Source organism: Acinetobacter soli, assembly GCF_000760595.1.
Classification (GTDB): Bacteria; Pseudomonadota; Gammaproteobacteria; order Pseudomonadales; family Moraxellaceae; genus Acinetobacter; species Acinetobacter soli.
The window spans coordinates 72,839-89,417 of sequence record NZ_BBNM01000005.1 but is presented as its reverse complement, the minus strand read 5'-3'; the positions used below and the strand labels follow the sequence as shown (position 1 = coordinate 89,417).

At 46.3% G+C, this 16,579-nt stretch carries 19 protein-coding genes; 18 read left to right on the top strand and 1 reads right to left on the bottom strand.

Annotated features, from left to right (window positions below; all coding sequences use genetic code 11):
* Positions 1-69 precede the first annotated feature (69 nt).
* The 18 genes from Aso01_RS07745 to Aso01_RS07660 all read left to right on the top strand — a co-directional run bounded on the left by Aso01_RS07745 (position 70) and on the right by Aso01_RS07660 (position 15,541).
* The gene (locus Aso01_RS07745; RefSeq protein WP_004932934.1) at positions 70-684 is read left to right on the top strand and encodes a beta-ketoacyl synthase chain length factor; all 615 of its coding nucleotides are present in this window, start codon (positions 70-72) and stop codon (positions 682-684) included.
* A complete protein-coding gene (locus Aso01_RS07740; RefSeq protein ID WP_004932936.1) occupies positions 657-977 on the top strand; it encodes a hypothetical protein in 321 nt (106 codons plus the stop codon). The genes Aso01_RS07745 and Aso01_RS07740 overlap by 28 nt, the downstream gene beginning before the upstream one ends.
* Positions 978-1,044: 67 nt before the next feature.
* Positions 1,045-1,305 (top strand): phosphopantetheine-binding protein, encoded by a 261-nt coding sequence (locus tag Aso01_RS07735; RefSeq protein ID WP_004932939.1) that lies wholly within the window; start codon positions 1,045-1,047, stop codon positions 1,303-1,305.
* A 117-nt stretch (positions 1,306-1,422) separates the two neighbouring features.
* The gene (locus Aso01_RS07730) at positions 1,423-1,977 is read left to right on the top strand and encodes a COG4648 family protein (protein WP_004932942.1); all 555 of its coding nucleotides are present in this window, start codon (positions 1,423-1,425) and stop codon (positions 1,975-1,977) included.
* Positions 1,970-3,640, top strand: coding sequence for an ApeI family dehydratase (locus Aso01_RS07725; RefSeq protein ID WP_004932944.1), 1,671 nt, complete (start codon positions 1,970-1,972; stop codon positions 3,638-3,640). The genes Aso01_RS07730 and Aso01_RS07725 overlap by 8 nt, the downstream gene beginning before the upstream one ends.
* 1 nt (position 3,641) lies before the next feature.
* Positions 3,642-4,379, top strand: coding sequence for a glycosyltransferase family 2 protein (locus Aso01_RS07720; RefSeq protein ID WP_004932947.1), 738 nt, complete (start codon positions 3,642-3,644; stop codon positions 4,377-4,379).
* A gap of 2 nt (positions 4,380-4,381) precedes the next feature.
* Positions 4,382-5,305 (top strand): lysophospholipid acyltransferase family protein, encoded by a 924-nt coding sequence (locus Aso01_RS07715; RefSeq protein WP_004932950.1) that lies wholly within the window; start codon positions 4,382-4,384, stop codon positions 5,303-5,305.
* Between the two features lie 19 nt (positions 5,306-5,324).
* A complete protein-coding gene (locus Aso01_RS07710; RefSeq protein WP_171063715.1) occupies positions 5,325-6,878 on the top strand; it encodes an HAL/PAL/TAL family ammonia-lyase in 1,554 nt (517 codons plus the stop codon).
* A complete protein-coding gene (locus tag Aso01_RS07705) occupies positions 6,868-7,296 on the top strand; it encodes an acyl-CoA thioesterase (protein ID WP_004932955.1) in 429 nt (142 codons plus the stop codon). The genes Aso01_RS07710 and Aso01_RS07705 overlap by 11 nt, the downstream gene beginning before the upstream one ends.
* Positions 7,297-7,346: 50 nt before the next feature.
* Entirely contained in the window at positions 7,347-7,964 is a 618-nt protein-coding gene (locus Aso01_RS07700) for a LolA family protein (protein ID WP_370685087.1), read from the top strand.
* On the top strand, positions 7,939-10,263 hold the full coding sequence (locus Aso01_RS07695) for an MMPL family transporter (RefSeq protein WP_171063711.1): 2,325 nt from the start codon (positions 7,939-7,941) through the stop codon (positions 10,261-10,263). Before Aso01_RS07700 ends, Aso01_RS07695 begins: the two co-directional genes overlap by 26 nt.
* A 21-nt stretch (positions 10,264-10,284) precedes the next feature.
* Positions 10,285-11,577 carry an NAD(P)/FAD-dependent oxidoreductase gene (locus tag Aso01_RS07690; RefSeq protein WP_004932967.1) on the top strand — a complete coding sequence of 431 codons (1,293 nt, stop codon included), beginning with the start codon at positions 10,285-10,287 and terminating at the stop codon, positions 11,575-11,577.
* Between the two features lie 3 nt (positions 11,578-11,580).
* Complete coding sequence (locus Aso01_RS07685; RefSeq protein WP_004932970.1) at positions 11,581-12,144, top strand: DUF3261 domain-containing protein; 564 nt, start codon at positions 11,581-11,583, stop codon at positions 12,142-12,144.
* Positions 12,145-12,154: 10 nt separating this feature from the next.
* Complete coding sequence (locus tag Aso01_RS07680) at positions 12,155-13,360, top strand: beta-ketoacyl-[acyl-carrier-protein] synthase family protein (protein WP_004932973.1); 1,206 nt, start codon at positions 12,155-12,157, stop codon at positions 13,358-13,360.
* Entirely contained in the window at positions 13,357-13,800 is a 444-nt protein-coding gene (locus tag Aso01_RS07675) for a hotdog family protein (protein ID WP_004932976.1), read from the top strand. Before Aso01_RS07680 ends, Aso01_RS07675 begins: the two co-directional genes overlap by 4 nt.
* Positions 13,797-14,522 (top strand): 3-ketoacyl-ACP reductase FabG2, encoded by a 726-nt coding sequence (locus Aso01_RS07670; protein ID WP_004932979.1) that lies wholly within the window; start codon positions 13,797-13,799, stop codon positions 14,520-14,522. The genes Aso01_RS07675 and Aso01_RS07670 overlap by 4 nt, the downstream gene beginning before the upstream one ends.
* A gap of 59 nt (positions 14,523-14,581) precedes the next feature.
* Entirely contained in the window at positions 14,582-15,226 is a 645-nt protein-coding gene (locus tag Aso01_RS07665) for a 4'-phosphopantetheinyl transferase family protein (RefSeq protein WP_004932981.1), read from the top strand.
* Between the two features lie 42 nt (positions 15,227-15,268).
* Positions 15,269-15,541, top strand: coding sequence for a hypothetical protein (locus Aso01_RS07660; protein WP_004932984.1), 273 nt, complete (start codon positions 15,269-15,271; stop codon positions 15,539-15,541).
* A 64-nt stretch (positions 15,542-15,605) separates the two neighbouring features.
* Here Aso01_RS07660 and secF read toward each other — a convergent pair whose 3' ends face one another.
* Positions 15,606-16,574 carry a protein translocase subunit SecF gene (gene secF / locus Aso01_RS07655; RefSeq protein WP_104124602.1) on the bottom strand — a complete coding sequence of 323 codons (969 nt, stop codon included), beginning with the start codon at positions 16,572-16,574 and terminating at the stop codon, positions 15,606-15,608.
* Positions 16,575-16,579 lie beyond the last annotated feature (5 nt).

The window sequence follows — 16,579 nt, the reverse complement described above, 5'->3', positions numbered from 1 at the left end:
TTACTGAATCGACTAATGCTATAATTCGTGCGGTTTCAACACAATAATGAAAATAGGCTGAAATTTTACATGCTCAAACTTCATCTTTCTTCTTTACGACATTGTTATGCTGGTGAGGGGCAAAGTGCTTTAGAATCTGTACCCGCCATGCAGCGTCGGAGACTTTCGGCATTGGCCAAGCTGGCCTTAAATGTGGCCATCGAGACCGTGAATGAGCAAGCAGTCGACTATATTGTCTGGGCCTCATGTTATGGCGATGAAACCAAAACCTATGGCATCTTAAAAGATGTTTTGACCGACCAGACCCCATCACCCACGCAGTTTTCAACATCGGTTCATAATGCCATTGGCGGCCTATATTCGATTTTATGTCAAGATGACACTATTTCGACGAGCTTAAGCTGCTCATGGTCGAAAGCCATGATTGAAGCCTACGCCATTTTAAAAACACAACCACAGGTAAAACGCGTCATGGTGGTGTTTTACGAAGAGCCATTGCCAGAGATTTACGATGATAAAGTGACATTTGACGCTTTTGCTATGTCGGCAGTGGTCAGCTTGGAGGCGCCAAATTTATCGCTTGAAGGATTAATCTCTTCGCAGGAAATAGAAGCACTTGGCTTTTATGCGTTTTGGAATGCATTGGAACAACACGCATGGCGCGGCTGGCACAAGCTGAAGTAGTAGCATTTATCTCGATGGTGCAGCGTGTTGGCCTGATTACATTTCTGATGCAAGATCTCATCAATTTATTCATGATTGTGTTCCACGTTTATCGCACAATATTCCCGAACGTTTCACGGATGATGGCAAATTGTGACGCATCAAAACTGCATCGCAGTACACGCGAATCGATAAATGCAGGCTATAATGGTGCGACGTGGGCCTGTCAATTTAACAAAAATACAAGAAGGTCGCGTGATGGGTTGAACATTCTCGATCAACAAGACAGTTTTCAACTTTTTTCGCTGGTTTAAGTGTCGCATTTAGATGTGTTTACGCTTTCAATCGGTATCGGTCAGATTTTTGGTATGAGTGATTTACATGAGCAATCTTGCGAATGAATTAAAACAAATGATCATTGATGTATTGGCATTGGAAGATATTCAAGCCGCTGACATTGATGATACTGCACCGCTTTTTGGTGAAGGCTTGGGGCTCGATTCTATTGATGCCTTGGAGCTGGGTTTGGCCCTTAAAAAACGCTACAACATTCATTTGAATGCTGAATCGGATGAAACCAAACAGCATTTTCGTTCGATCCAGAGCTTGGTGGCTTTGGTTGAAAGTCAGCAAAAAGCCTGACGGATATGAGTGATACGCACGGGGCGACTGCATGATGGTGATAAACATTCATGCTGGTGACATTGGTCGATATCGAAGTGGACTCATCCACAAATATGAAATAGGAATCGCCCATCCATGCAAAAATTAATGCAGGTGTTGATTGCCCTTATGTTTGTGGCCTATCCCTTTTTGGTGGGCTGGAGTCTGGCCCGGGGCAGCTTTATGGCAGTCAGTATTATGCTGATTGCGCTTGGTTTACTACGTTTACTGGTCAAAAGTAGCGCTTTTTTATGGCCTCTCAGTCTATTTACTGTGGTGTGTGGTGCCATGAGCGTCTTGTTTAATGACCATATGTGGCTAAAAGTCTATCCTGTATTGACCAGTCTGGGGGCCTTTGCCATTTTTGCATCGACCTTGTGGCGCCCACCTTCCATGATTGAACGTTTTGCCCGAATCATGCAGCCTGACTTGCCAGCCTCGGGCGTACAGTGGACGCGTCGAGTGACCTTTGTATGGTGTGGTTTTTTTATTCTCAATGCGGCCATTTCATGGTGGACCAGTGTGTATGCATCCACCGAAATCTGGGTACTTTATAATGGTTTTATTTCCTATGTCCTCATGGGAATTTTATTAATTGGCGAATTTATTTTAAGAAAACGCCACCAGCGTTTGCAGCACAATAATGAATGATCTTTTAAGCCAGCGTATAGCGTCAACTTTGCCTCTGGCCTTTAACCGAGACTTACACCCCATATCATTTGCCGATTTCTGGCAGGATGTGGCTGAGCAAGCCGCCTGGATTGCCCAGCGGATCGAGCCTGTTTGGGCGCTCTGGGAACAAGACAGCTATGACTTTCTGGTGCTTTTCTTTGCCGCTTTGCAGGCTGGAAAACATTTACGTTTGCCGCCACACAAAGTGGCGCAGCTTGAACAGCAATTTAAAGCTGAATCGATTTGTTTTTTAAGTCGTCAGGAAGTTGACCGTACTCTTGCGCCGCTCGTATTGGATGTCAGTCCGAATTTTGCTGCTCGGGCTCAAATTGATTTTTATACCTCGGGTTCGACCGGAGAGCCAAAGCTCATTGCACGAACGCTCGAGCAATTGCTGCTTGAGGTAATCGGGCTTCATGCAACATTTGCAATTTCGCCTACGGCCGTCAGCTTGGCAACAGTTAGCCATCAGCATATTTATGGCCTGCTGTTTAAAGTACTTTGGCCCTTGGTCGGTGGACGAAGTTTCTATACGCCGCAAGTGACATTTCCAGAGGAAATCCTTGCTGTTCAGAATGCTTTTGCTGCGCAGGGAATCGCGAATATATTGATTTCAAGCCCTGCATTGCTCAAGCGATGGCCTGCAGATCACACCTTGAGTCGTAACGAGATCGTCTTTTCATCGGGAGGCAAACTCGATGATGGTGTGCGTGCACAGGTCGATTTTACGATTACTGAAATTCTGGGGAGTTCTGAAACCGGTGGGATTGCCTTTCGGGATCAGGATTTGCACCCATGGCGGGCATTTGACGATGTTCAGATTCGTATCGATCAGCAACATTTAATGGTGCAAACCGCGCATGCGCATACCGATGACTGGATCATCACGGGTGATTTGGCCGTATGGGCAGATTCGGATCATTTGGGGCATGGCTTTCATTTGGGCGGACGTGCCGACCGATTGATTAAACTTGAAGAGAAACGTCTGAGTTTAGATGCCATTGAGCAGACGATTGCCACATTACCATGGGTCAAGCATTGCCATGCATTATTGATCGATCGTCAGCAGCGTCAGTTGCTGGCCTGTATTGTGGTGTTGCATGACGAAGCACATCAACAGTTGAGCACCGAAGGCAAGCAGCACTGGGTGGTAAAAATTAAACAGGCATTGCAAGAGGCGCTGGAGCCTATTGCAATTCCACGTTTGTGGCGCTTTTTAACAGAGCTGCCACACAATACGCAGTCCAAGCTCGATCATCGGTATTTAAAGCGGCTTTTTGAGCCGATGCAGCAGCCCGTGATGCTTCAGCGCCTATCATGCGATGAGGCTTGGCGTTATCGGCTGGAATTTGTGCCAGAACTGGAATGCTTTAAAGGGCATTTTCCAAATCAACCCGTTTATCCGGGCGTGGCCTTAATTGGCTGTGCTGAAGCCTTTGCTCGGGAGGTTTGGCCAGATTTGGTGTGGTGCAATGGTTATGAACAAGTGAAATTTCAGCAGGCAATTTTGCCATATTCTATTGTTGAGTTAACGCTGATACGTAAGGCCAACAAGATCAGCTATACATTTGCTCAAGATCAAACCAGCATGGCCACTGGACGTTTAAGCTTTATCAAAACAGATTTGGGTCAGGATGTTTAACATGACGAATTATGGTTTTATTGTTCCGGTGTTTAATCATCCGCACCATTTGGATCAGCTCGTGGCCACGCTTGATCAATTCGATTTGCAGATCATTTTGATTAATGACGGCAGTGATGCCCATTGTACCCAAAAGATGCGTGAGCTGGATCAGAAATACATCAAGGTTCATCTGCTCGAACATCCATATAATCAGGGCAAAGGACAGGCAGTCATCACAGGCCTGATCTATGCCGATCAGTTGGGCCTGACCCATGCCTTACAAATCGATTGCGATGGCCAACACCACTGGGATGATATTGAAAAATTTCTGACGGTCTCGCAGCAATATCCCGATCGCGTGATTATCGGGCAGCCTATATTTGATGACTCCATCCCGAAAGAACGTTTGTATGGACGTTATCTGACGCATATTTTGGTCTGGATTCAAAGTTTATCATTTGAGATTAAAGACAGTATGTGTGGGTTTCGCGTTTATCCGCTGGCACCCACCCTTAAACTGATTCAAGCAAGCAAGTTCCAACCGCGTATGGGCTTCGATACCGAAATTTTAGTACGTCTCAAATGGGAAAATCTGCATTTTATTAATGTACCAACGCCTGTGATTTATCCTGATGATGGAATCTCGCACTATCATTTGTTGCGTGACAATATTGGGGTGACGCAGGCACACATTCGCTTGGTAGGCGGTATGCTCAAGCGCTTACCACGATTGTTGAAACAAAAAATTAAGGGCTAAATATGCAGCAGCCGACACAAGATTGGAGCAAAATCCGAGAGCGTGGCAGTTCAAGCCTGCTGATGGTCGTGCTGTATTTTTATCGCTTGGGCGGGCGCTGGCTCTGCCGCAAATTGATGCTTATCGTGATTGCATGGTACTGGTTATTTGCGGTGACTGCACGTCAGGCATCGCTGGCTTATTTAAGGCAATTACACCAGTTTGCTGGTGCGCGTTCGCCCTTTATTTCGGCGCCTTCATGGCTACACAGCTACCGTCATTTTATGAATTTCGGCGAATGTATTTTAGATAAAATGGAAGGCTGGCTGGGCGATGTTCCCGAACAAAAATTAAAGCTATTTGGCGATCAGCATTTTCGTGAAGCCTACCAAAAAGGTACCTTAATGGTGGTGTCTCACTTTGGTAATATCGAATTATTTCGGGCGATTAAAGCGGAACATCCGCAGAAAGTCACGATTTTGGTGTATCAAAAAAATGCCACTGAATTTAATCGCTTTTTAAAACGTCTCAATGATCAGGTCGATGTCAATCTAATTTCAGTCGATGAACTTGGACTTGAAACCGCCATTTTACTTGAAGAAAAACTCAAACAAGGGGAATGGGTGATTATTGCGGCAGATCGAACGCCTGTAGATTCTGATCGCGTTCAGCATCTTGCATTTTTAGGGCGTGAAGCCACATGGCCACAAGGCGCCTGGATACTGGCCAGCTTACTCAAGGTACCAGTTTTAGCCGTGTTTTGTTATCGACATCAGCAGCAGTTTGAAGTACATGTGCATAAGATCGCTGATGTCGTCAATTTACCTCGAAAAGATCGTCTGCACGCCATGCAACAGGTCACAGGGCGCTATGTTGCATTATTAGAGCAGCATTGCCTACGCGCACCGTATCAATGGTTTAACTTTTATCATTTTTGGAACAAATAATTTGAAGATCGCAGCCAGCATACCCATTACCGTTGGACTACAGCCGCTTCAGATTGAAGACGTGGTTCAGGTTGCACATGCGGGGGCCAAGGTGGCCTTGCCGAACGATACCGAGTGGCGCGGGCGTATCCAGCGTGGAGCAGACTTTCTGGATGAATTGCTGCAACGAGATGGTGTTATTTATGGTGTGACCACAGGTTATGGTGATTCTTGCTTGGTCAATGTGCCTGCACATCAGGTGCATGAGTTGCCGCTACATTTGTCACGCTTTCACGGCTGCGGACTAGGGCAAAATCTGGATCTGGTGAGTGCCCGTGCGGTGGTCTTGGTGCGCTTATGCTCATTGGCACGTGGCTTTTCGGGCGTATCACTAACGCTGCTTGAACGTCTCACATGGATGCTCAATGAAAATATTATTCCGGTTATTCCCTCGGAAGGCTCGGTAGGCGCAAGTGGTGATCTGACACCGCTGTCTTATATTGCTGCAACCCTGATTGGCGAACGTGAAGTCTATTATCAGGGTGAAATCGTGCCTGTGGCCGATGTGTATCGTGCAAAAGGCATACAGCCGTTGGTATTACGCCCTAAAGAGGGGTTGGCACTGATGAACGGGACGGCAGTCATGACCGCGCTGGCCTGTCTGAATTATATGCGTGCAGCACAATTGAGTACGGCGGCGACCTTGGTTACTGCACTGAATGTGGTCGCACTCGACGGTAATCCTAGCCATTTTGATGAAGTTTTATTTGCTCAAAAACCGCATCCGGGTCAGCAAAACATCGCGGCACAATTGCGTACGTGGCTTAACGAGGCGGCTCAAACAGCGGCGCAAAGTCCGCGTCTGCAAGATCGTTACTCGCTACGTTGTGCGCCTCATGTGATTGGTGTATTTGAAGATTCAAAAGTCTGGCTACGTCAATTTATCGAAAATGAACTCAATTCAAGCAATGACAATCCGTTGATTGATCCCGATCAGTTACGGGTCTTGCACGGCGGTCATTTCTATGGCGGGCATATTGCACAGGCCATGGACAGCATGAAAATCATGGTGGCCAATCTGGCCGATTTGATGGATCGTCAGCTGGCGCAATTGGTCGATCATAAAATGAATCACGGCCTACCGCGTAATCTGACGGGTGCCACAGCAGAGCGTTTGCCGCTCAATCATGGCTTTAAAGCGGTTCAGATTGCCGTATCTGCTTGGACTGCAGAAGCCTTAAAACATACATTGTCGGCTTCAATTTTTTCTCGTTCTACCGAATGTCATAACCAAGATAAAGTCAGTATGGGCACCATTGCCGCCCGAGATGCAAGCCGTGTGATTGCATTAACCGAGCAGGTGATGGCAGCGCTGTGCTGTGCCAGTGTACAAGCACTGCATTTAAAAGGACGTTCGGCTCAGATTAGCCCTGTATTGGGCTCATTTCGCGATTGGACCTTAGCCTCATTTGATTTACTCATTGAAGACCGACCATTGCAAACCGAACTGCAACAGATTGTTGATCGTTTCGCCAACTTTGAATTGTCCAATACATCTTGGATGCAGCAACAGGAGCAGCAATATGCAGGCTGAGGTTATCATTGAAGTGCCTTTTCACGATGTGGATGCCATGAATGTGGTCTGGCACGGCTATTATTTGAAATACTTCGAAATTGCGCGCTGTAAATTGTTGGATCAATTTGATTATAACTATCGGCAAATGCAAGCCTCGGGCTATCTCTGGCCAGTGATTGAAAGTCATGTCAAATATGTGCAAGGCATTCAGTTTCAGCAAAAAATTCGGGTTCGCGCCATTTTAAAAGAATGGGAGACTCGTTTGAAAATTGAGTATGTGATCTTCGACAATGAAACAGGTCAACGTCTAACCAAAGGCTACACGACACAAGTGGCAGTGGATATCCAGAGCAAAGCCATGTGTTTTCAGTCGCCCAAAATCTTGTTCGAGCGTTTGAATGCATGGGCCGACTTCCATCCTTTAAAGGAGTCATAAGCATGAGTACACAGCATTTTGGTCATGTGGCACATCGCTGGCACAGCGCCGTGATGGCGGTTTTGAGTGCATTGTTATTGGGTATCGTTCTTTTCAACAATGCGCATGCTGCATCGCCTGAGGTAAACCAGATCTTTAAACAACTGGCACAAACCTCGACAGTACGTGCTGATTTTGAGCAAAAAAAGAAGCTGGCGTCGTTAAATAAAACTTTTGTTTCAACAGGTCAGCTCGTATTTTCAAAAAACAGCGGTGTGCTGTGGCAGTTACAGCGTCCTGTACAAGCCGATATTGTGGTCACGCCGACCAAACTGATTCAAAAAACCAGTAAAAGCATGAGTCAGTTAGATGTGGCCAAATCACCTTATGGTTCTGTGGCGACATTGTTTTTACAATTGATGTCGGGTAATCCAGCAGTATTGGATCAGCACTTTAATGTGACGCAGGCCAAGATTAATCCACAAGGCTGGTCGATTCAAATGACGCCAAAAAGTACTTTATTTAAAAAGCTTTTTTCACAAGTAGATTTAAATGGTCAGCAATTTATTAACCAAATCGTGATTGTTGAAAAAGGCAATAACAGCACTGTTCTGAATTTTAGCCAACAACGCGCCCAACCTGCGACACTCACTGCTCATGAAAATGCACTTTTCCAATTGGCAAAATAAGCTCGGCTTGGTATGGCTCATGATCTTACTGGTCATTAGCCTAATCTTGGGTGTTGCATGGTTAAAAAAAGACATTCATATTCAAACCAATGTTTTTGCCCTACTGCCAAAACTCAGTCAGGATACCCAGTTAGAACGTACGCAGCAGTATGTCGCGGGACAGCTCAACCAGACCGTATTTTTAGTGCTTGATGCCAAGACACCCGCGCAGATGCAGCAGGCCACGCAAAGTTTACAGCAGTCATTGCAGCATAATCCGTTATTTACACCCTTAAAGCCTCAAGCCGACTTAGAGCAGATTGGTCGAGTGATGTACCAGCATCGTGATGGCCTGCTTAGCCCAGAGGATCAAGCCCTGCTACAAAAGCAGGACTATGCCGCACTGACCGAAAAAAGTTTGCTGCAATTGGTGACGCCGGGTATGCCCGTGACAGCAGAAGGACTAACCCAAGATCCATTCATGCTGTTTAGTCGCTATCTGATGGCCAATGCACAGCACCTGCAAAGCAGCAATATTGAACTGGAAAATGGTTTTGCCACGCTGCATGAGCCGGGAAAAATCTCTCGCTTATTTACCTTGAATCTGAGCAAAAGCCCGTACAATATCGACTATCAAGAGCAAGTATCGGCATGGATCGATACGACTCGGCAACAATTGAATCGCATGCAGGTGACCAGTCACTGGACAGGTACGTTACTGTTTGCCAATTATGGTACCCAGTCGGCCAAACAAGAAATTTCCACGATTGGCTTAGGCTCTACGCTAGGATTGGTGTTTCTGGTCTGGTTTGGCTTTCGTTCACTTCGCCCACTTCTTACCGAGTTTATTGCCGTCACTACAGGCAGTTTGGTGGCTTTTGCTGTCACTCACTGGATTTTTTCTGAAATACATCTGATGACCTTGGTATTCGGCGCAAGTTTGATCGGGGTATGTGTCGATTTTTCTTTTTACTTTATGGCGATGCAGTCACAACATCGCAAGCTCAATGGATTTGCCGTTTTAAAACCGCTATTGCCCAGCTTGTTTATGGGGCTTATGACCACTGTGGTGGCCTATCTGTTTTTAAGTATTACGCCATTTCCGGGCTTTCGCCAGATTGCCGTGTTTTCTATTGTGGGGCTGGTCTCGGCGTGGATCACCAGCATTTTACTATTGCCTCGATTGCCTCCATTGCATGCCGAAGCAGCTATTCGACATTTGGCATGGGTGGGCAAAGTGCGTGTCTGGTTCTTGCAGCACACACGCGTACGCTACCTGACGCTGCTTTCGATTGTTGTAATTGGTGGTGTCAGTCTGTTGTTTTTAAAACCTAATGATGACATTCGCAACTTGCAAAGCATGGATCAGATGCTTAAGCAGGAAGATCACTATGTGCGTAGTCGCTTTACCGGACAGCAAGGCAGTGAGTATTTTATTGTGCGCGGCGATACACCCGAGCATATGCAACAAAACGAACAGCGTTTGCTAGGGCAGCTTGCCCAGTTACAGGCAAAAGGGCAGTTGACTGGTGTGCAGGCACTCGGGCAATGGATTCCAACGGTAGCGCAGCAACAGCAACATATTGCAATGCTCAAAACAATCCCAGCAACTGAATTGGCACAATACGCAACAGCGCTGGGTTTGCCGCTGGAGACGTTGCAACGCTGGCAGCAACAGCTTGGAAAGACACCTGCGCTGACCTTAGACGCATTTAGCGAGCATCCACTGGCATTTTTGCAGGTGAGTCCGACCGAACGACTGGTCATGCTAAGTGGTATTCAGGACAGTAGTTCATTACGTGCGCTGGAAAATAATCAGATTATTTTGCAGCAGCCCGTACAAGAATTGTCAGATTTATTCCAACAACACCGCATACAGGCCCAGCACTTGCTGTTTTACGCATTAATCGCCTTGGCTGTTGGATTGGGTGCTATTTATGGGCCAAGGTCGGTTGTTCCACTGGTGATACCTGTATCGCTGGCCTTACTGACGACTTTTGCAATTCAGGCATGGCTTGGCGTCGAGATCAATCTGTTTAGTATTATGGCCACCTTTTTGATTGTTGGAATTGGTGTGGACTATGCCATTTTTTATCGTCACGGTCACGATCATCCACAGGTCGTGGGGATGGCATTATTCTTGTGTATGATGTCGACTTTGCTCGGTTTTGGTTTATTATCATTAAGCAATACCTATGCAATTCATTGTTTTGGTCTGACGGTTTTGTTTGGCGTCATTTTTTCCTTTGTATATGCGACGCTATTTACCAAAGCCGATGAAGCGCATCAGGTGATTTCACATTATCCGTCCAATAACTAAAATTTACAGGTCATGTGTCGTATGCAGCCATCTAGTTTAAAACACTCGAATGAATACACCGATGTGGTGATTATTGGTGCTGGCCCGGCGGGAAGCTCGGCCGCTGCATTGCTGCGCCAGCATGGCCTTAATGTGCTAGTGCTAGAGAAACAGCATTTCCCGCGCTTTTCCATAGGCGAATCTTTACTGCCGCAGTGTATGGTGTTTTTAGAAGAAGCAGGGCTGCTGGAGACCATTCGAGCACATGTTGAACCCTGTGCTTTTCAGTTTAAGAATGGCGCCGCTTTTTTACGTGGAACCGAACGTAGTTTCTATGATTTCACCGATAAATTTAGTGATGGCCCAGGCACCACATGGCAAGTTCGCCGCAGCGACTTTGATCATCTTTTAGCGCAGCAAGCCCAACAATTGGGTGCTGATCTCCGCTTTGGACACGATGTGCTCAGCGTCGATGTCGACTCAAAAGAGCCGTGCGTGACCGTGCGCAGCGAAGATGGACAAAGCTATCAAATTCAGGCCAAATTTTTACTCGATGCCAGTGGTTTTGGTCGCGTGCTGCCAAAATTGCTTGATTTGGAGTCGCCGTCGAACTTTCCTATTCGTCGGGCATTGTTTACGCATATTGAAGATGGCATAGGCGATAACCCTGCCTTTGATCGTCAAAAGATTTTAATTACAGTGCATGATAAAGACCGCCGTGCTTGGTACTGGCTAATTCCCTTTGCGGATGGTCGCAGCTCTTTTGGGGTGGTGGCTGAACATGACTTTTTTGAAACATACCTAAGCCATGATCCTGCGCAAGATCAACCTGAACCTTTATTGCGCCGCATTCTAGCCGATGACCAGAGTTTATCGAAGGTTCTTGCGCAGGCGAAGTTCGATATGCCTGTAAATAGCCTGACCGGATATTCCGCCAATGTGAAACATTTGGCCCAGTCCAATTATGCACTGCTTGGCAATGCAGGCGAGTTTCTCGATCCGGTTTTTTCGTCGGGAGTCACCATTGCCATGAAATCATCGAGTTTGGCGGTGCCTTTGGTCGTGCGTCATTTACAAGGTGAGTGTATCGATTGGCTGAACGAGTATGAAAAACCGCTGCGTGAGGGGATCAGTGTATTTCGTGCCTATGTCGAGGCATGGTATTCAGGTGAATTTCAGGATGTCGTATTTTCTAGCAAAAAAAATCACGAGATTGAGCGCATGATTGCCTCATTATTGGCAGGTTACGCTTGGGACATGAAGAATCCAATGCATAAAAATGCCAAACGGCGTTTGAGTAACTTGGCTGAATATTGTCGTCAGGAGGCCGTATAAGTCATGCCGATGTATTTAAAAGCATGCGGACGATGGATGGTGATTGGCGCAATCATGGCGGTGCTGAGTGCATGTCAAAGCTTTATGCCCAAAGCACCTGGATTGCCGCAGCCACAGTGGGCACAACTACAGCAACAACATCGCGATTACGTCCGACAGGATCAGGTCGATGTCCGTTGGCGCAGCAAGCAGTTTAGTTTTTTGCTGTATCAGCGTCAGCAAGGCGAAGCATTGCAAATGGTGGCATTGACCTTGACAGGACAGCAACTATTTGATGTGGACTACGATGGTCGTCGGGTGATCGTGAAGCAGCGAATTGATGAAATGCGACTGTTGCCATTTGAATTTTTAGTCCGCGATATTCTGGTGGCCACTTATCCTGATTTTACCAAGCAATCAAACGCTACGATAACGGTAAAACCCACCGCAACTGGCCAAGACGTTTATATTCAAAATCAAAAAGTATTGAATCTTCGGCACAGCTCCGACACGATCGACCTTGATAATATTCAGGTGCCGTATCATATGACCTTTTCATCTATTGAAAACACTTTAGAATCCAACTAGAACCATCATTATGCAAGATCAACATCACCATGCTGCTGCCATTGGGATACAACTGAGTGCCAGCCTGTCGGCATTGGGCGACCAGCCGAGTCAACTGCGCACACAATTAGGCTGCTCGGATGTTGCGCCGAGTTTAAGCCTCCGTTCGGATCTACTTGTAGAGCGCGAGGTCTGGGTGGGTGCTTATACCGGTGAGATGGTTGAGCATTTACCACCTGAATGTGAAAAATGGCAATCACGTAACCTTAGGTTTGCTGTTACCGCATTACAGCAAATTGAAAAGCCACTTCGTCAAATGACAGCGCACTTAGATTCAACGCGATTGGCAGTGGTTGTGGGAACGTCAACGTCTGGTATTTCCGATAATGAGGCACTCTTTACCGCCCATTTTCATGATCAGCCGCATGCCAAAATTAATCATCACAAACAACAAATGAATGCATTGGCAAAAGGATTGCGTGCCTATTTGGGTTGGCAAGGACCTGCCTATACCATTTCAACAGCATGTTCATCGAGTGCCAAAGCTTTTATTTCCGGCCAGCGTTTGCTTCAAGCTGGATTGGTCGATGCAGTGCTGGTGGGTGGAGTCGATACGCTTTGCCGACTCACTCTAAATGGCTTTAACAGTTTAGAAAGTCTTTCACGCGAGATTTGTCAGCCCTGTGGCGATAAGCGTGACGGAATCAATATTGGAGAAGCAGCAGGGTTATTTTTACTCACCCGTGAGTCGGCCCCGATTATGCTGGTAGGTGTAGGTGAATCGATGGATGCTTGGCATATTTCTGCACCGCACCCAGAGGGTGTTGGAGCAGCACAGGCTATGCAGCGCGCACTCGATACAGCAGGTATTTTGCCTGAACAAATTGATTATCTGAATTTACATGGCACAGCAACCCCGCAAAATGACCAGATGGAAATCAAAGCAGTGCGTCAAGTTTTTGGCAAACAAGGCCCTCAACTGAGTAGCACCAAACATCGTACCGGACACTGTTTAGGTGCTGCGGGCGCGATTGAAGCATTTATTTGTCAGCACGTATTGCTTGATCAGTCGTGGCTGCCTCTCCATCAGCAACATACGGGCTTAGACCCTGAACTCAATGATCAGCACTATGTAATGGCTAATGATCATGCGCATACTTTGAATTATGTGATGAGTAATTCCTTTGCCTTTGGTGGCAGCAATGTCAGTTTGATTTTTGGACGGTGCCTAAAATGATCCTACAAGAAAAAGCCAGCCAGTATATTCCGCATGAGGCACCGATGCTGTTGGTGGATGATCTGATTGAAATCACCGATACGTATGCGGTGGCAAGTTTAAGCATTCAGCCAGACTTAATGTTTTGTACTGCACAAGGGCTACCCACCTGGACCAGTATCGAGCTAATGGCACAAACCATTAGTGCATTTTCAGGTTATCAGGGTCATTTAAACAGCGCAGGGCCCAAGGTGGGATTTTTGCTCGGGACACGTAAGCTGAATCTGCCTTTGCCATTTTTTGCCTTGGGAACACAGTTGACCATTCGGGTCGAGAAACAGTCGATGCATGATGGCCTAGGACAATTTGAGTGTTGTATTGATGAGGGTGGGTATCGTATTTGTGCCGTTCTTACCGTATATGAACCTCCTTCAATGACGCCAGAGCAGAGTCAAATATGAACAAACGTATTTTAGTCACAGGATCAAGTCGAGGCATTGGAAAAGCGATTGCGTTGGCGTTGGCACAGGCGGGGTTTGATGTGGTGGTGCATGCGCGCTCACGCATCGACGAAGCCAATCACGTTGCTGATGAGATTCGAGCGCTGGGACGTCGCAGTGATGTCTTAATGTTTGATGTGACCGATCGTGAGCGAACTAAGCAACAACTTGAGGCCTTTATTGAACAGCATGGCGCTTTTTACGGGGTGGTGCTCAATGCTGGCTTGACCCGTGATGCAGCCTTTCCGGCACTGCTAGATGATGACTGGGATCAAGTGATTTCTACTTCGCTCGATGGTTTTTACAATGTATTGAAACCCATCATCATGCCGATGATTCAGTTGAGAAAAGGCGGCCGTATTGTGACGTTGTCTTCTGTTTCGGGCGTGATGGGCAATCGAGGGCAGGTCAACTATAGTGCAGCCAAAGCAGGACTGATTGGTGCAACCAAGGCCTTATCTCTTGAACTGGCCAAACGTAAAATCACCGTCAATTGTGTGGCACCAGGACTGATCGAAACCGAGATGGTCACAGAAGAGGTCAAGTCGCATGCTTTAGCCATGATCCCAATGCAACGCTTAGGTCAAGCCAACGAAGTGGCCAGTCTGGTTCGGTTTTTATGCTCCGATGAGGCATCCTACATCACCCGTCAGGTTATTTCCGTCAATGGGGGAATGCATTGATGTCGCGTTGCTATACTCAAGCTGTGTTTGGCTCAAGACACCTGATTGAGGCTTGAGCTTTGAAAACGATTCAGGTTTATGTGTGTCCGCTTTCGGCAATTGTTCAGGCAGAAATAATCGATTTTGCTTCCAGACGTGATTATCAGCAGTATAAACGCGAGCAAATCTATGGCTACCGCGACCAGCAGATTGCCCGACATTTAGACACATCAATCGATACCCTAGATTATGCAGTAACCGCGCACGGAAAACCGTATTTACGCCATTCAACCTTGGCGTTTAATCATTCACACAGTCAGGATGACTATGCCTTGGCAATCAGTGATCGTGTGGTAGATATCGGTGTAGATATCGAAAGTTTGAACCGTAAAATCCGCTTCGATGCCTTGGCTCAGCATGCTTTTCATCCCGATGAGTATGCATGCTGGAAAGCTTTAGACGAAGATGTGCGTTATTGGTTCAAGGTATGGACCACCAAAGAAGCGATTTTAAAAGCGCATGGTATGGGTATACGACTCGATTTAAACACTCTAAATACGCACATGCATCCCACTTCTGATCAAGGTCAAATCGTAGATGATCGATTGGGTATTTTTGCCTATCAGTGCTTCGATCTTGGCGCTGCCATGCTGTGTGTGGCATGGCGCTCAGACATCGGATGTGGTCAATTCATTCTGCCAAAAATACAAATTTTTCGTCCTTAAAATTAAATTTTCTTATTGTTGTTAACGTTTTGGACCATAAGTATGAAATTAAAAATACGTGATAAAGACATTCAATTTATTTACTATTTTTTTGCCACGATGATGGTGATTTCGATGGTGGCTGCCTGTTATGAAAAATTTTTTCAGCACGCAGACCAGTTCGATCTATCTGCATTTTATACCTTTTTTGTCATGATGTTATTTGCCCGATTTTACTATGCGATTCAGTATGCACTCGAAAAGATTGAGCAGATTAATCGGCGAGAGCGCCAGCGTCAGCTCGATTTAGAGGCCAAAACCAAAACACCATCTTAAATGTATTGCTTAAAAAAAATGCCAGCAGATTGCTGGCATTTTTAATAACACTCAAATTTAAAGATTATGGAATATCATCTTCAAATTCAGGTTTAACTTGAACCACAAAGTCTTGACGGTTTAGACCACGCCACAATGCAAATGCTGTTCCGATATAAATCGAAGAGTAGGTCCCGACAAAGACACCTACAAACATCGCAACAGAGAACCATTTCAAGCCATCACCACCCAAGAACATCATGGCAAGAACCACCAGTAACAGGGTCATAGATGTATGAATGGTACGTCTGAGAGTTTCGGTCAATGCAATGTCGACAATTTCACGTGGTGTTGCACCGCGAATCTTACGGAAATTTTCACGGATACGGTCTGATACCACGATGTTATCGTTCAGTGAGAAACCAATGACCGCCAAAACAGCCGCAAGCACGGTTAAATCGAACTGCCATTGAAACAGCGCGAAAGCACCAATGATAATAATGATATCGTGGAATAACGACATCACAGCGCCCATCGCAAGCTTGAATTCAAAACGAATGGTCACGTAGACCAGCATCAGAATCAATGCCAAAGCCACAGCGCCAGCAGAGCGTAGGTAAAGCTCGTTACCCACCTGTCCGCCAACAGCATCGACCTTGTGTACCACGGCCGTGTTATTTGGCAATTGCACTGCCTGGGTCAGCGCATTGCTAAGATCATCTACTTTGAGATCATCTTGTACAGGCATCCGCACGATCAGATCTTTATTACTACCAAGTGTTTGTACGACAGCATCTTTAAAGCCGGCTTTATCAAGCGCTTGTGAAACAGCGGACTGATTCACCGGTTGCGAATAATTCAGCTCTGCCGAAACGCCGCCAGTAAAGTCCAAACCGAGGTTAAGACCCTTGGTTACAATAAAGAAGATACTGGCCAAGGTGAGCAAGACCGAGAAAATTGCCGCTGGTTTGGCAATTTTCATAAACGGAATTACCCGCTCGTTGTCTGGACGGCCATACTGCTTGGGTTTAGGTTGAGTCATATCAGTCATCATCGATC